16 protein-coding genes and 1 pseudogene are annotated in these 20,106 nt (G+C 56.6%); 5 read left to right on the top strand and 12 right to left on the bottom strand.

The window, feature by feature from the left end:
* Window positions 1-40 precede the first annotated feature (40 nt).
* The 3 genes and pseudogenes from F0P97_RS13060 (at window position 41) to F0P97_RS27565 (ending at window position 2,218) form a co-directional block, all read left to right on the top strand.
* A complete protein-coding gene (locus tag F0P97_RS13060) occupies window positions 41-1,684 on the top strand; it encodes a phosphoethanolamine transferase (protein ID WP_003062506.1) in 1,644 nt (547 codons plus the stop codon).
* A gap of 142 nt (window positions 1,685-1,826) precedes the next feature.
* Window positions 1,827-2,120 (top strand): annotated as a pseudogene (locus tag F0P97_RS27570) (IS3 family transposase); the annotation flags it as partial.
* A gap of 32 nt (window positions 2,121-2,152) precedes the next feature.
* Window positions 2,153-2,218 carry a hypothetical protein gene (locus F0P97_RS27565; protein WP_224651146.1) on the top strand — a complete coding sequence of 22 codons (66 nt, stop codon included), beginning with the start codon at window positions 2,153-2,155 and terminating at the stop codon, window positions 2,216-2,218.
* Between the two features lie 349 nt (window positions 2,219-2,567).
* Here F0P97_RS27565 and F0P97_RS13050 read toward each other — a convergent pair whose 3' ends face one another.
* The 4 genes from F0P97_RS13050 to F0P97_RS13035 all read right to left on the bottom strand — a co-directional run bounded on the left by F0P97_RS13050 (window position 2,568) and on the right by F0P97_RS13035 (window position 9,062).
* Window positions 2,568-4,517 carry a cytochrome c/FTR1 family iron permease gene (locus tag F0P97_RS13050; RefSeq protein WP_003062510.1) on the bottom strand — a complete coding sequence of 650 codons (1,950 nt, stop codon included), beginning with the start codon at window positions 4,515-4,517 and terminating at the stop codon, window positions 2,568-2,570.
* Window positions 4,518-4,747: 230 nt separating this feature from the next.
* On the bottom strand, window positions 4,748-5,551 hold the full coding sequence (locus tag F0P97_RS13045; protein ID WP_003055168.1) for an undecaprenyl-diphosphate phosphatase: 804 nt from the start codon (window positions 5,549-5,551) through the stop codon (window positions 4,748-4,750).
* Window positions 5,552-5,638: 87 nt separating this feature from the next.
* Window positions 5,639-6,145, bottom strand: coding sequence for a signal peptidase II (gene lspA, locus F0P97_RS13040; protein ID WP_003062512.1), 507 nt, complete (start codon window positions 6,143-6,145; stop codon window positions 5,639-5,641).
* Window positions 6,135-9,062 carry a heavy metal translocating P-type ATPase gene (locus F0P97_RS13035; RefSeq protein ID WP_003079126.1) on the bottom strand — a complete coding sequence of 976 codons (2,928 nt, stop codon included), beginning with the start codon at window positions 9,060-9,062 and terminating at the stop codon, window positions 6,135-6,137. Before F0P97_RS13035 ends, lspA begins: the two co-directional genes overlap by 11 nt.
* Before the next feature lie 186 nt (window positions 9,063-9,248).
* Between F0P97_RS13035 and cadR the strand changes: the two genes are divergently transcribed.
* Together cadR and F0P97_RS13025 are read left to right on the top strand one after the other, a co-directional pair.
* Window positions 9,249-9,668, top strand: a complete 420-nt coding sequence (cadR, locus tag F0P97_RS13030; RefSeq protein ID WP_003079129.1) for a Cd(II)/Pb(II)-responsive transcriptional regulator — start codon at window positions 9,249-9,251, stop codon at window positions 9,666-9,668.
* A gap of 253 nt (window positions 9,669-9,921) precedes the next feature.
* Window positions 9,922-10,191, top strand: coding sequence for a hypothetical protein (locus tag F0P97_RS13025; protein WP_224648078.1), 270 nt, complete (start codon window positions 9,922-9,924; stop codon window positions 10,189-10,191).
* Window positions 10,192-10,198: 7 nt separating this feature from the next.
* Here F0P97_RS13025 and F0P97_RS13020 read toward each other — a convergent pair whose 3' ends face one another.
* The 8 genes from F0P97_RS13020 to F0P97_RS12985 all read right to left on the bottom strand — a co-directional run bounded on the left by F0P97_RS13020 (window position 10,199) and on the right by F0P97_RS12985 (window position 20,105).
* Window positions 10,199-11,815 (bottom strand): conjugal transfer protein TraG N-terminal domain-containing protein, encoded by a 1,617-nt coding sequence (locus tag F0P97_RS13020; RefSeq protein ID WP_182287043.1) that lies wholly within the window; start codon window positions 11,813-11,815, stop codon window positions 10,199-10,201.
* 5 nt (window positions 11,816-11,820) lie between these two features.
* A complete protein-coding gene (locus tag F0P97_RS13015; RefSeq protein ID WP_003055181.1) occupies window positions 11,821-12,234 on the bottom strand; it encodes a hypothetical protein in 414 nt (137 codons plus the stop codon).
* Window positions 12,231-13,613 (bottom strand): integrating conjugative element protein, encoded by a 1,383-nt coding sequence (locus F0P97_RS13010; RefSeq protein ID WP_087865399.1) that lies wholly within the window; start codon window positions 13,611-13,613, stop codon window positions 12,231-12,233. The genes F0P97_RS13015 and F0P97_RS13010 overlap by 4 nt, the downstream gene beginning before the upstream one ends.
* A gap of 20 nt (window positions 13,614-13,633) precedes the next feature.
* Window positions 13,634-14,863: a TraU family protein gene (locus tag F0P97_RS13005; protein WP_003062520.1), complete on the bottom strand. Its 1,230-nt coding sequence runs from the start codon at window positions 14,861-14,863 to the stop codon at window positions 13,634-13,636.
* 62 nt (window positions 14,864-14,925) lie between these two features.
* Window positions 14,926-15,372, bottom strand: coding sequence for a TIGR03757 family integrating conjugative element protein (locus F0P97_RS13000; protein WP_003055187.1), 447 nt, complete (start codon window positions 15,370-15,372; stop codon window positions 14,926-14,928).
* A complete protein-coding gene (locus F0P97_RS12995) occupies window positions 15,369-18,218 on the bottom strand; it encodes a conjugative transfer ATPase (RefSeq protein WP_003055189.1) in 2,850 nt (949 codons plus the stop codon). The genes F0P97_RS13000 and F0P97_RS12995 overlap by 4 nt, the downstream gene beginning before the upstream one ends.
* A complete protein-coding gene (locus tag F0P97_RS12990) occupies window positions 18,215-18,700 on the bottom strand; it encodes a TIGR03751 family conjugal transfer lipoprotein (RefSeq protein ID WP_003055191.1) in 486 nt (161 codons plus the stop codon). Before F0P97_RS12990 ends, F0P97_RS12995 begins: the two co-directional genes overlap by 4 nt.
* On the bottom strand, window positions 18,687-20,105 hold the full coding sequence (locus F0P97_RS12985; RefSeq protein ID WP_003055194.1) for a TIGR03752 family integrating conjugative element protein: 1,419 nt from the start codon (window positions 20,103-20,105) through the stop codon (window positions 18,687-18,689). Before F0P97_RS12985 ends, F0P97_RS12990 begins: the two co-directional genes overlap by 14 nt.
* Window position 20,106 lies beyond the last annotated feature (1 nt).

The raw sequence follows: 20,106 nt of genomic DNA, 5'->3' as shown, positions 1-20,106 counted from the left end.
TGAGAAGCTGAATAGTTCTTGATTAAATTCTTTTCGTAAAATGAAGACTTTAAATAAAATAAGTGAATTCCTGCGCTCTAGTGGCATGCAATCAACACGCATGATCATTGGAGTTAGTATATGGATTGCTATTTTTTCTAATTATTATCTTTGGCTGAAGATATCTAAACTAGGTGAAGAATCGAATATAAGTTTAATAATATCTTTTGTTTTTATATTGATTGGTGTGAATATTTTTTCGATTTCTGTTTTGGGATGGGGGTGGCTTTTAAGGCCAATTGCCAGCATCTTTGTAGTCGGTGCGGCTTCAGGTGCCTATTTCATGCAAGCATACGGGATTGTTATTGATTCCAATATGATAACTAATGTGCTTCAAACAGACTTCAATGAAGCCTCGGATCTGATTAACTTGCAGATGATTTTCGTGATCTTGCTGCTGTCGTTGCCTCCATTGTGGTTTATATGGCGCAGAAATTTCTCAAAATCTACTTTTGGCAAACTGATATTGCAACGTTTGATGCTTGCTCTCCTGGGGATTTCAATAGCAGTGGTAAGCCTAATTGTTTCTTTTCAGGCGTTCTCCTCAACCATGAGGAACCATAAGGAGATTCGCTATTTGATTAATCCATACAACGGACTATATGCGGTTTTCAAGAAAATTGACGATTCCCAGAAGAGGAAATCTAAAGATTTGGTAAAAATAGGAGAAGGAGCATACATTGAAGGGACTATAGACCCTATAGTATTTCTTGTAGTCGGAGAAACCGCTCGTTCAGATCATTTGGGGTTGAATGGCTATTTAAGAGATACCACACCTTTGCTATCAAGTCGAAAAGACATTTTGTCATTTAAAAATGCCTGGGCTTGTGGAACGAGCACCGCAGAGTCATTGCCGTGCATGTTTTCTCATTTATCAAGAGAGGAATTTTTTGATCGAAGCGAAAATTACGAAAATTTATTAGATGTTCTAAAAAGGGCAGGATTGGATGTCCTTTGGGTTGACAATCAATCAGGGTGTAAGGGGGTATGTGCGAGAATACCTGCTAGTAATCAAGAGATTATCGAAGGTAATATCAATTGCAGAGATGATGGCTGTTTTGATGCAGCAGTGTTGAACAATCTCCAAAAGAAAATTGAAGACTTGCCAAAACCTGGCAAAGCTAAAGGAACCGTTATTCTAGTTCACCAAATGGGAAGCCATGGTCCAGCCTATTACAAGCGCTCTTCATCAGATAGAAAAGCCTACTTCCCAGAGTGTGACTCTTCAGCTCTGCAAACCTGCAGTCGAGACCAAGTAGTTAATGCATATGACAATAGCATAAGAGAGACTGATTATTTCATTTCGAATGCAATTGATTGGATTAAGGAAACATATCCAGATCGACCAACTGCAATGATGTATGTCTCAGATCATGGCGAGTCTTTAGGAGAAAATAATATATACCTCCATGGCCTACCTTATAGTTTGGCACCCGATGCTCAGAAACGGATTCCTTGGATCGCTTGGTTCTCTGAATCATTTAAGCGCGAGAAATTCGACGAAAATGGATGTGCTGCTCTATTAGACGTTGATGCCAAGATAAGTCATGATAATTATTTCCATTCGGTTTTGGGAATGATGAATGTAAAGTCTGAGATCTACAATCCTGATCTTGATATTTTTAAAAAATGCAGGAAGTATTGATTTTTGAAGCGATGTTGAGCAAATGGGTTTCTGACTATCTGGTTGGATAAAGGCATAGCATGGTTTGTCGCTATCAGTGGCAAACAGGGGCGTAGCCCGAAGGGGGATGCGAACAAATGCTAGGACTACCAGGATTTAGTTCATATTCTCATACGAAGACAGGATTCGTGCAGTTGAACGTTACTTCAAGCTTGGCTTGCGTATCAGGGCCACAATTCGCCAGTTGGGATACCCAATCAAGAACGCATTGAAAGGCTGGTATCAGCACTTCCTGAAGTATCAGGATTTGTCAGTAAGCCAAGCGCCAAGAGCACCGAAATATTCGCTGCAGCAAAGACAGGCAGCGGTTGCTCATTACCTCGTCCACTATCACTGTATTGCTGCCACGATAAGGGTTTTAGGTTACACGGGTCGAGGAACCTTGTCGTCTTGCGTCACGGCGATATTCCGAACCAGGCTAAGCCGACCATGACCATGGGCTTCGCGGCATCCGAAAAGAAGATGCTAAAGGTTGGAGATAAGGTGAAGTCCTAAGCAGAGGTGATCAATGGCAAGGCATGGTGACGGAGCTGAAACCAAGTCGCTGATAGAAAAGAGCCTGCCGTCCACGGCAGGCTCTTTGTTCAAGACATTCGTTTAGGCAGCAGACCGTACTAGCAGAGCTCCAAACTCGCAAGTCATCGTGGGCTTTCGTTTACTTTCTGCCAACAGCCGAAGATTGGCCTAAAGCAGGCATCCATTAGTGGCAGCACAGGTGTGTGCTTCAGGCTATTGCTGTTTGAAACTCCCCTATGGATCATGTTTTTGCCGGTGCCTGAAGATCTTTGAGAGTCAGGGTGCTCGGAGCATAGTCGGAGCACCCTACCAAGGGGGCCTATTAATCTCAAACGATTCGGGGGTTCCGAGCCTTCACGGCGTTCATGGCAAAGCCCGCTAAGGCAATGGCAAGCACCAAAGCTTGCGCAATCGCGGTTTCCGCTGACGGATAGATGCCAAGCACTTCAATGCGCGGCCAATGGATCGGGCTCGCGCTCAACCAGCCAGCCTCCTGGAGGCCAGCAACCCCCTTGCCAGCGAGCACTACCGCGAGCACCGCAACCAGGATCGAACTGAGGCTGAAGAACTTACCAATCGGCATGCGCGCACTGCTCCGCAGCATAAGCCATGCAATGACGGCCAGGATGGCCACTCCGCATACCAATCCGCCTAGCAAGGCACTGTTGTTGCCGTCACTGGTCAGTGCAGAGTAAAACAACACGGTCTCAAACACCTCGCGGTAGACGGCGATGAACGACAAGGCGAACAATGCCCACGCTGAACGCCGCGTCATGGCTGCCGAAAGTTTGTCCTTTAGGTAGGCCTGCCACTTGCCCGCTGCGCTTTTCTGGTGCATCCAGAGCCCTACGCTCAGCAGCACAACGGCCGCGAACAGTGATGAAACCCCCTCGGTTACCTCACGGCTTGCGCCGCTGATGCTCATGAAGTAGGTGGCCACCGCCCAGGTCAGACCACCGCAAGCCAGTGCGGCCACCCAACCACCATGCACATAGCCCAGCACATCGCGTCGCTCTGCCTTCTTCAGGAAAGCCAGCATTCCCACGACGATCAACAGCGCTTCAACACCTTCACGTAGCAGGATCGTGAGGGAGGCAACGAAGGTGGTTAATGGATCTGCCTTATTAGCGCCGAGTTCGGCGTCCACCTGGGCAAACAGATCGTCCAGCTTCTGTGCTGTGGCATCGGCTTGTTCCAACCGCCCACCGGCGAGCGCACCGCGATAGGCCAGCATGGCGTTTTCGACTTCTGTGAGAAGTGCCTGGTTGCGTGCGCGCAATGCAGGCTCAAGCGGCTCAAAACCATCCAAGTAAGCCGACAGGCCCAGTCGTGTTGCGCTGGCCCGGTCGCCCGCGCGCGCCGCGGCAAGGCTCTTCTGAAGGAGTGAGCGGGCCAGGGTTAGTCCGCCAGAGCCGCTCGCAACAGCGGTGACTTCTGGGTGGCTACGAACATATGCGGTGAGGTCGCGAGCTGCGTCTGGTGCTATCAGTTCGGATAAAGCGGCTTCGGTCAAGGTCGCTGCAGCAGCTAGATCGGGAAAGACAGTCTTGGCGGCGGTGTCTCGAACCCAGGATTGTTCGCCGCGAGCACGCATGGCATCGTCATGCGACAGTGTTCCTGTGAAGAAGGCCAGCGCCCAACGATCCTCGTCAGCGAGCGTGCCGAAGCCCTGCATCGATGTGCCGGTCACGCCTTGAGAAATGACCTGGTACAGCGCGAGCACACTTCGCGAACGGGCACGATCATGATCGGTGAAGGCGATCGGGGGCGGGTCTAGCTTGGTGCTGAGTGGGCCGTCGCCAGCACCAGTTGCCCCGTGGCATGACGCGCACTTGGCTTCAAACAGCACCTTAGCGCGTGCGAGATCCGGTGGCTGAGTCGGAGATAGCGGAAACGGATAGGCTTTGACCAACGCCGCTGCCAGCGAATTGGCGCTGTCGGCCACTGCTTTGGCATCCGCCTTTGCGGCAATGAGGTCTACTAGCACTTTGGCCTGCCGCTGCAACTCGGGCAGCACCGCAGTGCTCGGCAATGCGGCTAGCTGCAGCACAGCGGTTGCCGCGAATTCCTTCATTTCTTCGTATTCACTCGCACTTTGAATCTGGCCGTTGCTTACTGCGCCACCGTAGTCAACCGCCAGGTAGTCCAGCAACTGCCAAGTCTGCTTAGCCTGATCGCTGGCAGCAGGGTCGGCAGCCCAGGCGGGAGAAGCAGACCAGAGCACAAACAATGCGGCTATTGCCAGGAATCTTCTGGCGTAAAGAGAAAGCATTTTCATGATATGGAAGTGTTATTGATTCTCATTTTATTCAGGATATGGCCCACTGGGCGTTGCTCAAGGCCGTTCGGCATAAGTTTCTAAAAAGGAGGTTTGCTTGTTGTAGGCAAAAAATGACTCAACCAAAAACGCCGCATAACTTAGGTTGCATTTATCGATCGAGTCACAGCCAACTGTGCTGAATGCCTATAAGAGGCAACATATTCATCTTCGTCATGGTTGCTGAACGATTACGTGACGAGCACTGCCAAGATTAGTGTTCCCAGTGCAATGCGATACCACGCGAAAACTCCAAATCCATGTCCGGTCAGATAGCGCATCAGAAGGCGTATGGCAAGCAGCGCAAATACGAAAGAGGCAAGGAGACCCATTACAAAAACGCCGATGTCGTCGCTCGACAATGCGTTCCAGTGCTTAAAGAGGTTGTATCCGGAGGCGGCCCCCAAGACTGGAATGCCAAGGAAAAACGAAAACTCCGTCGCCGCCTGGCGTGAAGCCCCGAACCATAGCCCGCCGATAATCGTCGCGCCTGAGCGAGAAGTACCCGGCCAAAGTGCAAGGCACTGCACGAAACCAATCTTCAATGCGTCGATTCGGCTGATCTCTTCGGCACGCTCGGCCTTTACATGCACGGGCCGCCGCTCGGCCCACAGAATCGCGATACCACCGATTACGAGTGCGACGGCCACTGGCCCTGGGCTAAATAGCAGCCTCTGCACATGAGATCCAATCAGCAATCCGAGCACTGCCGCAGGCATGAATGCAATGGCGAGGTTCACTAAGAACCGGCGAGCGCCCTGATCGGCACGCGCTGAGACAACAACGTTTGCCAGACGAGCCCTATATTCCCAGATGACCGCGAGCATCGCGCCGAACTGGATGAACACTTCAAAGACGTCGCGTTTCTCTTTCGCAAGGAATGAGAGCGCATTGCCCGCCAGGATCAAGTGCCCTGTCGAGGAGACTGGCAAGAATTCCGTGATGCCTTCGACGACGCCCATCATTAGCGTCTTGAGAACAAGTTCAGCGTGCATTTGCAGGCGGCATTGGTAGAGTCGAGTGGGACATCAGTTTCTCCGAAGCGATGTTCACGGCTCCGCATGTGTCAATGAAAAGATGGATCATCTTGCTGGCGTATGGGAATCTGCGCCGTTTCGTTCATGGCCGCGAAAAGCAGCGATCAGCAGAAACCCCGCTCCCAGGGTGATGCCAATGTCGGCTGCATTGAACGCCGGCCAGTGCCAATCACCCCAATGGAAATCGAGCCAGTCCACCACGGCCCCGTGCCGCACGCGATCAATAACATTGCCGAGCGCGCCTCCGAGAATTGCCGCATAGCCCACAGCCTCAGGTGTTGCAGTCTTCTCGCGGGCAATAAGCCAGGTGAGAAAGGCAGAAGCAGCGATGCCAAGAGCAACTAAAAAGCTGCGTTGCCATCCACCCGCCTGCGCCAAGAAGCTGAAGGCCGCACCTGGATTCAGCCAATGCCCGATGTTGAACCATGGTGTGATTTCATGGGAGCCATACAAAGGAATCCACGCGACGATGGCCGCCTTGGTCGCTATGTCGGCGGTAAGCACAGTCACGGCCAGCAGGTATACCCACAAATTAGTCCTCTTAATGGCCATGGGGCTTGATTTCCTCAGACGACCGCAGCAAGCGCATCCCATTGAAAACGACGGCCAGGCTAGCCCCCATGTCGGCCAGAATCGCCAGCCACAGACTTGCATGTCCAGTAAAAGCCAAGGCCATGAACACCGCCTTTGTCCCAAGCGCAAACACGATATTGGCCGTCAAGATGCCTGCAACGCGTTGCGATAGCCGGATGAACTCAGGAAGCTTGCGGAGGTTGTCTTGCATCAAGGCGACGTCAGCCGTTTCGATCGCTGTATCGGTACCAGCAGCGCCCATCGCAAAGCCTATGCTCGACTTGGCCAACGCTGGCGCATCGTTAACGCCATCCCCAACCATACCAACTGGCCCGCGTGCGAGTAGCCCTTCGATTGCCAACAGTTTGTCCTGCGGAAGTAGTTCGCCCTTGGCGTCGGTGATGCCCACCTGCGCAGCCACAGCTTGCGCGGTTTTCGAATTATCGCCAGTCAACATGACTGGCTCGATCCCCAGCGACTTGAGTTCGGCGATTGCTTGCCGGCTGGTGTCGCGCACCGTGTCGGCCACGGCCAGCAGGGCGAGTACTTGCTGGTCAGTTGCGAGGAGCACAACGGTCTTGGCCTCGTTCTCCAACGCATCGAGCTGAGTCTCGATCTCGAGTGTTGAAAGTCCCAGCTCTTTGATCAGCCGGTGGTTGCCGACGTAATAGACATCTCCATCGACGTTGCCTTTGACGCCTCGTCCAGGGATCGCTTCGAACTTGCCCACCTGAGCATGCGGTTGGTTGTAGCTGGCCACGATGGCAGAGGCCACAGGATGCTCCGACAGCGCATCGATGCTCGCAGCAATCCGCAGAACTTCTTCCCTCGGCTGGCCACGCAACGGTACGACATCGGTCAGAGAAGGGCGACCATGGGTCAGGGTCCCCGTCTTGTCCAAAGCCACCGATTTCAGGTGTCGCCCTTGTTCGAGGTAAAGACCGCCCTTGACAAGAATGCCCCGGCGTGCGGCCGCTGCCAGGCCGCTGACCACGGTAACCGGCGTGGAGATCACCAATGCGCAGGGGCAGGCAATGACCAGCATCACCAGCGCTTTGTAGACCCATTCGAACCAGGGCTGCCCGAAAGCGAACGGAGGAATGACCGCAACGGCGAGAGCAACCGCGAAGACCGCCGGTGTATAGATGCTGGCGAACTTGTCCACGAAGCGCTGCGTGGGTGCGCGTTGCCCCTGCGCTTCCTGCACCGATCGTGCAATACGGTCGAGAGTGGTTTCACCCTTTCGAGAGGTAACGCGGAACTCCAGCGTGCCGCGCTCGTTGATGGTACCGGCGAATACCGTGGCACCGGCGGTTTTCTCCACGGGCATGCTCTCACCGGTGATCGGCGCCTGGTTTACCGATGATTGGCCCGCGACGACTTCACCATCCAATGCGATGCGTTCGCCCGGACGCACCCGTACAATGCTGCCGAGTGGCACGGAATCCGCCTTGACTTCATGCCATTGCCCGTCCGGCTGGCGTACCAATGCGTTCTCCGGCGCCAGATCCATCAGCTTGCGGATGGCATTGCGGGCCCGATCCAGGCTCAAGGCCTCAATCATCTCAGCGATACCGAAGAGCCAGATCACCACCGCTGCCTCAGGCCACTGCCCAATCAGGGCCGCACCGATGACGGCGACCGTCATCAACAGGTTCATGTTCAGCGAGCGCGTCTTCAGCGCAATCCAGCCCTTTTTGAGGGTCTCGACCCCACCCAAGCTGATGGCCACGAGGCACGCAAGAATGATGGGCCAGGAGGCCTCGGATGCCCCCGCAAAGACCATGGCCTCTGCGCCGAGCGCTAGTACGCCGGAGACCGCCATCCGAATCCATTGCCCGCGCGAGATGCTGGTGCCGAAATCACGGGGCGCAGATGGCTCTGGGTCAGAGGTGCTTTGGAGCACTGGAGCCATGCCGAGTCGCTCAATCGCGGTCGTCACCGGAGCCAGATCGGCAAGATCGTGGCTCACGGTAAGCGTACGACCCATAAGATTGAAATTCAGTGCTTTCACCCCTGGCATACCTTCGAGCGCCTTGCGCAACAGCCCCTCCTCGGTTGGACAGTCCATTTTTTCGATGAGGTAGATGGCTTGGCCCTGCGGCGCGGTGTCGCCGCTGCGCTCGATGCTGGCCTTCATGCCGACATCGTTCAGCGCCTTGAGGATCGGCGCAGGGTCCGGCAAATGATGCAGCACATCCAGCCGTCGCCCCATCAGGTTGAAATCCAGTCGCTCAATACCGTTGATTGCACCCAGGCGCTTACGGATTGTTGCCTCTTCGGTGGGGCAATCCATATTCGGAATAAGGAAGCGTGTACCGTTGCCTGGCACTGGTGTCCGGATTGAAGACGCCACCATGCGAGGGGGGAGGGCTTCGACAGCGATTGGCATGCTACCCGCCGTCTTTTCTACCGGCTGCATACCCAGATTCACGATGGCCTGGGCAATCGGAGTGGTATCGGTGAGCGTATGGGATACCGTCAACGTGTGGGCCTTCAGGTCGAAGTCCAACTTCTGTACCCCTTCCAAAGGCTCCAGCGTTGCGCGCAACTGGCGTTCTTCGCTGGGGCAATCCATTTGCTGGATGAGATAGACAAGCTGCGAAGACCTGGGCTGCACGACCGCCTGCATGCCAATGTCGTGAAGTGCACGCAGGATTGCATTTTGGCCGGCAGGCTCATGCACTACTTCCACGTAATGAGCGGGCAAGTCAAAAACTACATCTTGGATGCCATCAATTTGCGCTAGCCGCTTGCGGATCTGGGCTTCCTCACTAGGGCAGTCCATATTGCCTATGAAAAAACCCGTCACGAGCGGCGCAACTGTCGCTTTCGTGATTCCTGTAGCGCACCCACATGTTGAGCCGCAAGTTGCTTGCGTCATTGCATTGTTCATAGTCAGTTGTCCTTGAATTCCTGATCGCTGGTTCGCTGCACGTAGTAACGGCATCAGATGCGACAGCGCACTCTGATTGATCATCACGCCGTCACTTGACTTCGGAGCCTATCTAGCGCATCATTAAAAACCCTAAAGCAGATTGAGAGTCAAGGGAAACCCGCAACTAGTGCCAGGGAATACAGAGTGAAGATCGGTGAATTGGCCAGCGCGACAGGGGTGCAGATCCCAACAATTCGTTTCTACGAGCAGGAGGGATTGCTGCCACCTGCAGCGCGCACGGCAGGCAACTACAGGCGATATGACGAATCGCACGTCCAGCGACTAGCGTTTGTGCGAAATTGCCGCTCGTTGGATATTGGGCTGGACGATATCCGGTCTTTACTTCAATTGAAAGATAGGCAGCGTGAACCTTGCGGCGAGGTCAATGAGCTTCTGGACAAACATATCCTGCAGTTAGTCAAACGCATTGAGGAGCTGAAGGCTCTCGAGGGACAGTTGATCGCTCTTAGAGCGCAATGCTGTTCCGGGCAGGTCGTCGAGCTGTGTGGAATACTTGATGGCCTGTCGTCGGCGTTGCAAAGTCCGGTGCCAACGATGTTATGAAAAATATCGGCCGTCTACTCAGCGAACCCAAGAGTTTGACTCGAAAGAGATTTGATTTACACGCGGCGTCTGCATCGATGATGGACTTTCAGTGTATTGCGCATACTTGCACTGGTACTTCTGATTTGATCGCGCAACGTTGACAATCTGAACCTCAGTCGGTTCGATACATAGAAGCTTCACGCCCAGCCTTCGAGGGATGTGGAAGTCACTCAATTTGGATCGTGTGGAATGCACGATCGCCCAGGGAAACATGAAGATCCATTTCACATCGTTGGGGCTTCTTATGCTCAAGTTCTTTATCGCACTCATCGGCCTGTTTTGGCGAGTCCTCCTCATCGTTGGAGGCCTAGTGCTTGGCTCGCTCTGGAATGCTGCTTGGGCCTTCTTCACTTCGCCCATGACGGATGATGAGGAAAGCACCTCGATCTCCTGCGCTTACGATGCCCATACTGCATTCCAAAATGGAGAAATTGGTATGGGTGAACTTCAGTATTGGTGCGAACAAGAAGAAGACCTTTAACTAGCTGTCAACGTTTTAATCGAACGCTAGACCCCTTACCAGCTTTGTTAGAGAGGTTGTCTGCTTTGTTAATGCTGGAGTTTTCAAGCCCAAGTCGATAGCCCGCCCACGCCATCATGGAACTCCAGATGAGTGGAAGTGCAATGAACATCATTGCCAATAAAGTGTTAAGAATCATGCGCTTGTATAGTTGCGGCTGACCGGAGCTCACGCTTTGCGTAATCTCTTGCATCAATGCAGATCCGGTCAAACCTGGGTACATCGCATCGATTAAATGGGCGTCAACCCATCGGGCCACATACCACATGACGGCCCAAAACTTAACTGTGAATATTGCTAATCCACCAACCACCATCACTTTCAAATCGTAGCAACTAATCACTACGATCAATGGCAGGAACATATACAACGCCATCAGTACAAGTGCTTGGAGCATGGGAAGCATATTCAACAATGGGACCATGCCGAGTGAGGATTCAAATGCCTGTTTACCTACTCCGATGGTACTAATCCCCCCTGTGACAGTACGCCACGCGTTCGTGCCCTTGCCATAGTCGTCGCCCAGCATCTTGTCAGGACTAACAAATGTCGGGTTGGCCTTCTCAAAGGCTAGCTTTGCCATGGCATCCTTGGCCTCATCTGTCGAACTAAACGTGATAGTGTTTTGGGCGACTTGCAAGAGACTCCGCCATGTCGAGGTGTTGCTGGTGAGGCGCTCTCGCACTCCTCCTGTAGCAGCGTCAGCTTCCCACCATTGCTTGCAAGTTGGGCGCCCCCAGTCCGGGTTCATAAAGCCCTGATCCGAACCGCCACCTTGCATGTATTCGCTGTCGCGATTGAAGTCGATGCTCCAGCCAGGCACCGGGTTATATGAGCGCATCACGTCATAGAAACCGGGCTCTGTTCGGAAAAACTGGCTGCCCACCCAGTCCACATCCGTGGGGCCATAGATGCTCCCCTCTGCGAGAATGCCTCGGCCGTTTGCTGAGATCTGATTCTTGTGCATCGAGAAATACTGGCTGCGCGCAGGCACAAAGCACTCGCTGTAGAAGCGCTGCACATCGTGCAACAGAGCCGGATCTTCAATCGTGGCCATCCTGGCCAGATCTGCTACGACGCGCAGATCGCGTTCAGAGCTGGTCATGCCCGCCCGAAAAGCGCCATTGATGCCAGAGGACAGCCCCATGACGCTGTACCACCACAAGGGGACATAGGACAGGTTTCCAGATCGGGCAAAAGACCCATTCACCGCGTCGGCCATCGCTCGGTCGTAGCCCGAGTTCGTCCCACCCTGTGTCGACACGACCTGAGGCTCAGAACCATCTGCAGCTCGCTCTGGCTTGTAGCTGAGATTGATGTTGTGCAGCGAGGTGAGAGGCGTGGTGGCGAAGCACAGGGCCATAACCAGCAATGCTGTAATCAGCTTGGTCTGTATGGACTCGATGAGAGCCAGCACGCCGTTAAACCCTGCGCCTTCTTCTTTAGCGCTATGCCACGCGCTAAACGCGATGAGCGCGAAGGGCAGGGCGGCCAGGCCGGTTCCGGTCAAAATTTCGCCGAGAAGGTTGGCGAATGCCCAGCCGTAGAGCGTCGTAAAAAGTTCAAGATAGCTATCGAGCTGCATATCGATCAGGAGATAAGGCCCATGATGAATCGGGCAATATTGCCCGCGCCTATTGGCACGAGTGCCAGGTACATCGTCAGCATGCCGGCAACGCGCCAGCGCATCGCCAGCACCGCCCGCAGCTCATGCTTGGCCACGTAGCCGCGTCTGAATCCCCAGGCCACGATCGGACGCCAACTGACAATCACCCAGCAGCACAGGGCGGTCTGAGTAAGCGTCCCGAGTTGCGCGCCCTTGCGAAACCACGCTGAGACAGAGACGACCTGTGAGGGCTCCAGCTTGAGCAGCCAGGTCAATAAGGTGCCGCCAATCAAAACGATCAAGGCACCGTAGATGAGCCAGGGCAGCCAACGACGAAGCCGCCCCTTACGCTTTGGAACCGACTCAGACGCTTCCACGACTTTTTCGGTGTCGGTCATCTTGTGCTCACACGTCCGTAGACCAACGGCGCAGGATCTGCACGCGTGCCGCCTTGCACATCCATCGACGCGGCCCCGGCTTGCTGCTGGTTGCCCATAATCGACAAAGCTGTCTCGCCGGTCATTTCTTTCCGAATGCGGAACTCAAACATCATGTCGTTGATGTACTGAGTCAGGCGGTCAATCTTCGTCTGCACCTCGGATCTAACGGGAGCAGCGCCCGTGGCCTCGGGCAGGCTCATACCGGAGATCAGCGCGTTACGCGCGATCAGTGCCTTGTCGATGGTCTTGTAGACCGCAACCTCCTGGGCCAGGCGGTTAATGGCCACGGACCGCACATCGGTCGGCAGCTTGCGCACGGCGTCCATCAGCTGTGGGCTCACGGCCATGCCGGGAGCGCTGACCTTGGCCAGGTCGGCATGGCTGCTTGAAGTGCTGAAGCCCATATTGCGCATCGTGGGCAGTACCTCGTCCAGCTCGCGCTCAAACTTCGGTGCAAGGCCAGTCGCCGTCGAGGTGATGGTGGGGCTCGGGCAATCGGAGCCTTGGGTGCACATATAGATTTTCTGATCACCAAGGACCTCAGAACTCCAACGGGCTAAGTCTTCAGGTGTCTTGAAAGCCTGGACCAGTCGTGTCGATGCCAGAGAGGAGCTACCGTAGTTCGCCGTTGCCAGCGAATTGGCAGCCTTGTTGATCGTGACGTTGTAGCCAGCCACCGCCAGGTCACGGATCGGCTGAATCGGTGGCGTGCCAGCACCCCCAGCGCGGGTACCGAACACCCATGGCAGCCCCGCACGCTGGCCAGACTCGTTCTTGTTGATATCGAGCTTGGCATTCACCACGCTGCCGCCCGCGTTGGCCTTTACCTTCCAGGCATCGCCCTTTGCCAAAGCAATGTACTCCTCATACGGGTCTTGACCATTCTTAATCATCGACTCCATCTCTTCGCAGGTCTTGAGCGACGCGGACACCAATAGATCCGCCTTTTGGCTGAAGTTCTGAAAGAGTTGGTAAAGGCCAGGCTGTGCGCGCTGGAGGAAGTACAGCGGCAAGGCCGAGATGCCCGCCTGGACGGCTCCAGTGATGGTTGCACCCAGGTTCTGAATGCTGTTCATGAGATCCGACCAGGAGAGGCCAATGTCAAATTTTCCGCAGGAATAGTTTGCGCGGACGCCAGCGCCCAGCTGCATCGACAAGGCACTGCGATGGGGCGCAGCGCTGATTGGAGAGCCGCCTCCCATCCGGTAATAAAGACCTGAAGACGTAATCGTCTGTGCGGCAGCCGGTGCCACGACCGAGGGAGCCAGCACGCAGGCCAGGCTCACGGCCACGCAGATCCGCTTGAGGCGCAGAGAAGGGGAATGTGTGATTGTCATAGTGATACTGGAGTGGGAGGTCAAGGCACGGAATAGAGATAGACACCACGGCGCCGGCAACAGGTGTACTTTTGCCAAAGATTCCAGGCGTAGCCGTCATCGGAACTGGTTGCACCGTCCCCAAAGGAGGTCAGTGAGAGCGAGTCGTTTTGGCCGAACTGCTGGCACCCGGACCAAGCCTGCGGATACAACATCTGCCATTTGCGTTTCTCCCCATAGTTGAAGTAGCGATAGCCACCGGAGGGCTGGACACGCGAATAGATGTGCGGCTGAGCCTCCTTGTAGATGATCGAGGCGACCCTCTCAGCCAGCACGGCTGAGGCCTTCACGGGGTGCGACTGGATGATTTCTCCGGTGCGTGGGTAAACGTTGCCCCAGGTCTGCGTGTAGCCAGACCCGATCTCGCCTAATCCGGGCACCCAGGCCTGCGGGTAGATCATTTCCACGGGCACGATGCCGCGCCAGAAAGGCGCATCGAGCTCGCTTTGGAAGTGCAGGTTGAAATAGCTGGCTCCGCCAGGACAGAAGAGGGCACCTCCGGTGCTGCCCGAGAGTATTTCTGAGAGCTGCTGCAGACCGGCGATGCCTGCCTGAATCTGCTGCACTGTCTCGGCAATCTCCATCACCTGCTTCACGCCCTCAATGGTCTTGAGGATCGTTCCAAGGCTGGCCAGCAATGATTCCGAGCTCAACAGACCCTTGGCATCAGATGCCACAGTTTCTGCAATGCTGGCAGGCACTTGGGTCCACTGGCGCCCAATATTGGGTAGCTCCTTCGAGGGGAACTTGGCCAACTCGCTAACCGTGGGAAATGCGATGGACTTCGGCATTGTGAACATGCCGCCAGACGCGAGCATGCTGGCAAACATGCCGGCAGGATTGCCTATGGCATCCGCCCCTTTGAAGTTCGCCATGGCCGAGTTGCTGTCCAGGCCGCCGGCGGACGAGTCCAGCAGCCGTCCTGTCAGTGCAGATCCAGCCGTTGTCAACGTGGTGGCCACGACCGTGCCGATGTCGGTCCAAGGGTGGCGCAGCGGTTCGTTGTAGGTGCTGACCACCACGTCTGGCACATAGTGGGAGATCTTGATCGAGGTCCGAATCCAGCATCCGGTCCAGCCGCAGCTCAAGAAAAAGCACACGCCCTCGACGGAGTACGACACACAAGACAAGGCTGCCTTGGCCGTATTCGCGATGATGGCCGGGGTGGTGGTTCCTGCCATGGTGGTGGCCGGTGTGAGCACGGCGCACATCGAGGCCGTACTGACGGCCGCGACGAGACGGCGCAGCCTGAGATTTAGGGAAGCTCGTTTTTTCATCGGGAAGGCCTCTGCTGAGCCGCGGCGAATAGTTCGATGGCGCGGTCCACATCCGCAACTCCATAAATGACCTTGGCGCGATTGATGACGATGGCCGGGAGCCGGTCCAATCGGTACTGGACGGCCAGCGTCATGCCGGAGGCCGCATTGGTGATCTGGTCCTTGTAGCGGCGGCGGATCTCGCCCTCGTGCTGACGCATGTAGGCCATGGCGTCGGCCTCGTTCTTGGGCAGCCCTGCATTGAGCTGCTGCTCAAGCTGAGCCATGGCGTCCACGCGATAGACCTTGAGCACGTAGCCAGGCTGGCGAAATGGCGGCCGCACCACCGTGGCCGAATTGGCGAAAACTTCCACCGTCGTCACCGAAGGGCCGATGGAGCCTTGGGCCAGGACGCCATGAGAGCAAAGGCCCAGCACCAGGGCAGTGAGGGATGACCGCATCATGCGCGTGCCTCCTGCAGGCGTGCCGCCACGCGGTAGGCCGCTTCAACCTCGGTGCATCCTTGCTCTTTCATGAGGCGGTGGCGCTCGGCTTTCTCGTGGCCTTCGGTCATTGCGAGGGCAATGGGCAATGCCGGTGGCACGTTTCGGAACAGCCACTGATTGTTCGCGCTGATGAGCACACCTTCGGTGTACTTAGCCGGCTCCTTCACGGCAGACTCCATCATGTGGCGTTGCTCTGGTGTGAGCGAACGAAAGCGCGCGATCTCCTCGATCTCGTTCTTGTCCATGGTCAGCAGCATCCAGAACTCGCACATGGACAGCACGCGGGACATACTGCCTGGGAAGTCCTTCAAGTTTTGCGTGGCCAACCAGAACCAGGCATTGAGCTTTCGCCACATCTTGGTGCCCTTGGCCACCTTCGGGCCAAGCAGCTCGTTGGTGGTAATCAAGTGCCCTTCATCAGTCAGCATGATGAGGGGGCGATCCTCATGCTGAGCGGCCTCTGCGCGCGACTGCACCGAGTCCAGCAGGCTGGTGTAGGCCACAGCAAGCGCATCCTCATAGCCGTCTTTGGTCAGTGTGCCCATTTCCACGAGGGTCACATCGGCATCGGGCCAGTCCTGGCCCAAGCGGTTGAAGAGCTTGCCGCGCAGGCCTGTGGTGAAGCTCATCATCGAATGGCCCATCTCTTCGGCACGCGAGCGGCGGTGCTCCGACAGAGATGCGTCCTTGACCATGGCCGTCAGCTCCAGGGCAACGTCTTGTGTCAGAGGATGGGGCTTGCCTTCCTTGGACACGCGCACTGCGGCTCGAATAATGGCTCTGGTGACCAGATAGCGGTCGGCCCGCGTCATGCGTTTGAGCTCGGCGTCTTCACCGCCCGTAATCATCATGATGGCCGAGATGAGCATCTCGCCCAGGTAGTCGCGCTTTTCTTCGTCCGAGTCGTCGTCGGCGTCAGCAGGCTCCATCACTTCATTGACCGACTCCATCAGTCGCTCGGCACCGACGAGCTCAGCATCCTCTTCGGAGGGGATACCCGCTCCAGCGCCGAAGTATTCCTCCGCTGCCTTGAAGGACTCCATGATCTCCTTGTCCTGCAGCAGCTGGCTGCCGTACACGAATGGAGGCAGTGATACGTCTGTATCGCCGCTCAAGTTGACGCGATGCACGCTCAAGCCTTTAGTGGCCATGTCCTTGACCATCAGATCGAAGGACTTGCCTGCATCAGCAATCACCAGGCGTGGACGGTGGATGGCCATCACCAGCATGGACAGGTAATTCAACGTCGCCGACTTGCCCGCACCTGTGGGGCCGAACACCACCATATGGGCGTTCTTCTTACGGTCAATCTTGTTGAGTGGGTCGATCCACAACGGCTCGCCGCCGCGATTCCAGAACCAAAAGCCTGGGTTGGCCGTGCCGCGTGAGCGCCCATAGACCGGCAAAATGGCGGCGATCAGGCTCGCAAAAGTCAGGCGCGACCGTCGCATGCTGCGAAGGTCGAACGAGGGATCGAATGCAAATGGCAGTGCACGCAGGAAGGCGTCATGCGGCACCAAGTCCTCTCGGGATTCGATGAAGCGCATCCCGGTCGGCGTCAGCTGGGCATTGACCTCGGAAACAGCCGCATCCAGATCCGCATGGGTCTTACCGCTCAGGTACAGCCCCATGAACATCGGATACAGCTTGTCCCCGGTGGCCATGTGCTGGAGCACTTGCTCCGACTCTCTATGGGTCTCCTGCGCCACGGCGTTTTGAGCACGGGAAGCCCTTTTGATGTCTTCGACGTGGCGCTCGACCTGGTACTGCGCTGCAATCGTCACCGTCACAGACAGCATCGATCCAGGCGGCAGTCGGTCAAACCGCGCATAGGCTTCGTTCCCGATCCGGCTTTCTGCGGAGAAGTGCCCGATGCTAGGGTGAGCACGAAGGTTTTGCAGCGTGAGGAACTTCACCGGCTGGCCATCGAACTCGAAGCAGCCTTGTTCCTGGTTGCACGAGGGCTCCGAAAGGTTCAGCGACTCGGAAAAATCCCAGTCATAAATACCCTCTGGAGCCTCATCACCCGGATAGGGCGCGCCGCGGAACAGCTCGGCGCCCGTGCTGGCCCAGGGCACGCTACGGTTGAAGAATGGAAGCATCCACTCGTAGAAGTCCTTGCCGTTGGCACGCCGCGCCGTCACGCCGGCTTCGTTCAGCGTGGCAAGCAAGGTTGTGGCCACCGCCTCCATCTGCTGCTCGGCCAGGCGGCGCTCATTGACCAAGTCATCAAACTGGCGATAGATGCAGCAGCGAACACGGCGCTGCTGGCCGCGCCAGGTCTGGCCCGTCACCAAGGTGTCGGTGAACAGCCCTTGCTCTCGGGAAACCTGCGACAGGTGACTGCGGAACTCTTTCAGCACGGACTGCGTGTATTCCGAGTCGATGATGGCCTGCGCGCGATTGGCGTCCTTGTGCTGGGACAGGATGTAGTCGTGAAGGTATTGGTTCAGCCCGTCGATGTTTCGGTCATCGCTCAGGAAGAACTGGACCACCCAAGGAGAAGAGTCGACCTCGGGAATCGCCTGGATAGCCTCTTGAATCTTGCGGCAGTGCTCTTGCAGGTACTCCAGCGGCTGCGCCTCCGTAGCGACAGCCCCCAGCTCGAACAGCGCGCCCAAGGTCTTGCCGTCGCGCATCACAAAGTTGCGGTCTTTGGGTGAAAACTTGACCCAAGGCAGCAGCTCAGTGAAGGAGGGCGGACGGGCGGCCATCTGCTTGCGGTCGGCGGCTGTCATGAGCCGGCGCTTGTGCCTGCCTTTGGTGCCCCCAGACAGGCCCAGCATTTCCAGCAATCCGCTCATTGGCCAGCCTCCCGCGCAGTGCGGCCGCGTGAGAATGCGGCGCGGCCTTGTTGCAGCTCTTCGGCCACCTCACCGGGCATGGCGTACTCCGTTGACTCATACATTGGGAAAACCGTGACATAGCCAGGCACGGGGTAACGGCCCTTGGCCAGGTGGGGATAGACCACCATGACTAGATCCGGGTTGGGTACGCGTGCAAAGCGCTGTTGCATAGGCTCCAGGGCTGACCAGTAGCGCTGCGTCATTTCGTCGCCGCGCGCGATCGGGCGCGCACTCGACGCACGCTCCAGGCGGTCCCGCGCCGTCTCACGAGAGGAAGCTGCTGACTGCGGGGGCTGAAACTTGCCCCGATACACATCCACCAGGGTCGGACTGCCAGCCGTAGCCTCCTTCAGCGGAGACTCGCGCGACCCAATAGCCGTGCAACCAGCCAGTAGCGCGGGAAGCACGATGGCAAGAAGAAGGGGATTATTCGAGGCCATAGCGGGCTCCAGACAGGACATTGGGGGACTGCGTGCGGTGCACGATCTTTCTTGGGTCGGCGGGCTTGTCGATTTCGATCTGGCGGTCCAAATGCACGACCAGCTGCTGGCCAGCGGGCGTGACCACCGCGTCAAACGAGCTCTTGAGGCGCTCAGTCAGCCAGCGCACCAGCTCATCGGTGGCTCCAGAACCCATGCGGCCCAGTGCAAAACTGCCGGCATTTCCGGTGATCGAGGAGGTGGTGCCATTGCTGCTGGCCATGGTGGTGGTCTGGGCCTGCGCCAAGGCCTCGGCGGCCACGCCCAAGCCCTTGGCACCAATGATGTCGGTCAGGTAAGCCGGCGCATTGGTCACGAACTTGCCTTGAATACAGGGGTTGCCGTACAGATCACTGATGAATCCAAGGTCTGTGGAACCATTGGTAGCGATGGCTGTGACGCCGGCACCTGCCTGGGTCTGCGGCGCACGACGCGCCGAAACCGTATGGATCGCACCATCGTTGAACACGAAAGTCATGCTGCGGATCTTTCCCTCGGTGCACGACAGCGCCATATCGCCTACGGCCACGCCGGTAACGATCATCCCGGCGAGGTCTTCGGGCAACTCCCAGCCGTTGGCGGCCAAGTTGTCGCGCCCGACCATGGCTTTGAATTGCATGGGGTCCGTCACACGGCCATTGACCGGCACACGGCCGATCAAACTGGTCATCGCGGTGACGCCCGCCAGCGTGGAGTTCTCCGGCAGCGTGAAATAAGCCACGGGTTGCGGCTTCGTGGACGCCTGAGTGGCCTGAGCAGCTTGTGCGGCCTGGGCCGCGCTGACCGCACTGGGCATGGATTGCGTGCCGTCCGGGGCTACCCGCACGTAGCGCGTAACCATCTTCCCTTGATGCTGGGTTGTCTCGGTGGTGTAGCCCATGGGCGGAACCACCTTGTAGGCAGTGCTGCCACCGGACAAGCCTAGATCCTGGGAGCCACCAGCGGGACGATGACCTCCGCCGGCGGCATTCGAACCAAGCCCTGTAACAGAGTCGATAGCGTCGCCAATGGGCTTAAAGACATCGACTGGGGCTGGATCTGTGTCATTGCTGGTACCACCAACAGCACCAGCAGAAGAGGTGCCTGCAGGTGCACCTTTCTCCAAGCGCTCCAGGCGCTTGTTGAAATCCTGGTTAGCACGGAGCACATCCTGAATATCAGCACGCAGATCCTTGTTGGAGGCCACCACTGTGGCCAGCGTCTCGCTGGGCGTGTCCTCATCGGCGCCTGCCGTTTTGGGCAGGGGGGCGGCTGCCATGGGCGCAGCGGTCGGTGCATTGTTCTGGCGCATGACGATGACCGAGCCGACGATGACGAAGGCCACAATGACAAGAACAGGGGTGAGTTTGTTGCTTTTCACTGCCATG

Origin of the sequence: Comamonas testosteroni, assembly GCF_014076415.1 — a bacterium.
Classification (GTDB): domain Bacteria; phylum Pseudomonadota; class Gammaproteobacteria; order Burkholderiales; family Burkholderiaceae_C; genus Comamonas; species Comamonas testosteroni_F.
This window is presented reverse-complemented; position numbering and strand designations above follow the sequence as displayed.

Excerpts from the sequence above, each read along its gene's own strand:
- F0P97_RS13060 (WP_003062506.1), top strand. The coding sequence starts at position 41 with ATGAAGACTTTAAATAAAATAAGTGAATTCCTGCGCTCTAGTGGCATG.
- F0P97_RS13050 (WP_003062510.1), bottom strand. The coding sequence starts at position 4,517 with ATGAAAATGCTTTCTCTTTACGCCAGAAGATTCCTGGCAATAGCCGCA.
- F0P97_RS13045 (WP_003055168.1), bottom strand. The coding sequence starts at position 5,551 with ATGCACGCTGAACTTGTTCTCAAGACGCTAATGATGGGCGTCGTCGAA.
- lspA (WP_003062512.1), bottom strand. The coding sequence starts at position 6,145 with ATGGCCATTAAGAGGACTAATTTGTGGGTATACCTGCTGGCCGTGACT.
- F0P97_RS13035 (WP_003079126.1), bottom strand. The coding sequence starts at position 9,062 with ATGAACAATGCAATGACGCAAGCAACTTGCGGCTCAACATGTGGGTGC.
- F0P97_RS13025 (WP_224648078.1), top strand. The coding sequence starts at position 9,922 with ATGAAGATCCATTTCACATCGTTGGGGCTTCTTATGCTCAAGTTCTTT.
- F0P97_RS13020 (WP_182287043.1), bottom strand. The coding sequence starts at position 11,815 with ATGCAGCTCGATAGCTATCTTGAACTTTTTACGACGCTCTACGGCTGG.
- F0P97_RS13015 (WP_003055181.1), bottom strand. The coding sequence starts at position 12,234 with ATGACCGACACCGAAAAAGTCGTGGAAGCGTCTGAGTCGGTTCCAAAG.
- F0P97_RS13010 (WP_087865399.1), bottom strand. The coding sequence starts at position 13,613 with ATGACAATCACACATTCCCCTTCTCTGCGCCTCAAGCGGATCTGCGTG.
- F0P97_RS13005 (WP_003062520.1), bottom strand. The coding sequence starts at position 14,863 with ATGTGCGCCGTGCTCACACCGGCCACCACCATGGCAGGAACCACCACC.
- F0P97_RS13000 (WP_003055187.1), bottom strand. The coding sequence starts at position 15,372 with ATGATGCGGTCATCCCTCACTGCCCTGGTGCTGGGCCTTTGCTCTCAT.
- F0P97_RS12995 (WP_003055189.1), bottom strand. The coding sequence starts at position 18,218 with ATGAGCGGATTGCTGGAAATGCTGGGCCTGTCTGGGGGCACCAAAGGC.
- F0P97_RS12990 (WP_003055191.1), bottom strand. The coding sequence starts at position 18,700 with ATGGCCTCGAATAATCCCCTTCTTCTTGCCATCGTGCTTCCCGCGCTA.
- F0P97_RS12985 (WP_003055194.1), bottom strand. The coding sequence starts at position 20,105 with ATGGCAGTGAAAAGCAACAAACTCACCCCTGTTCTTGTCATTGTGGCC.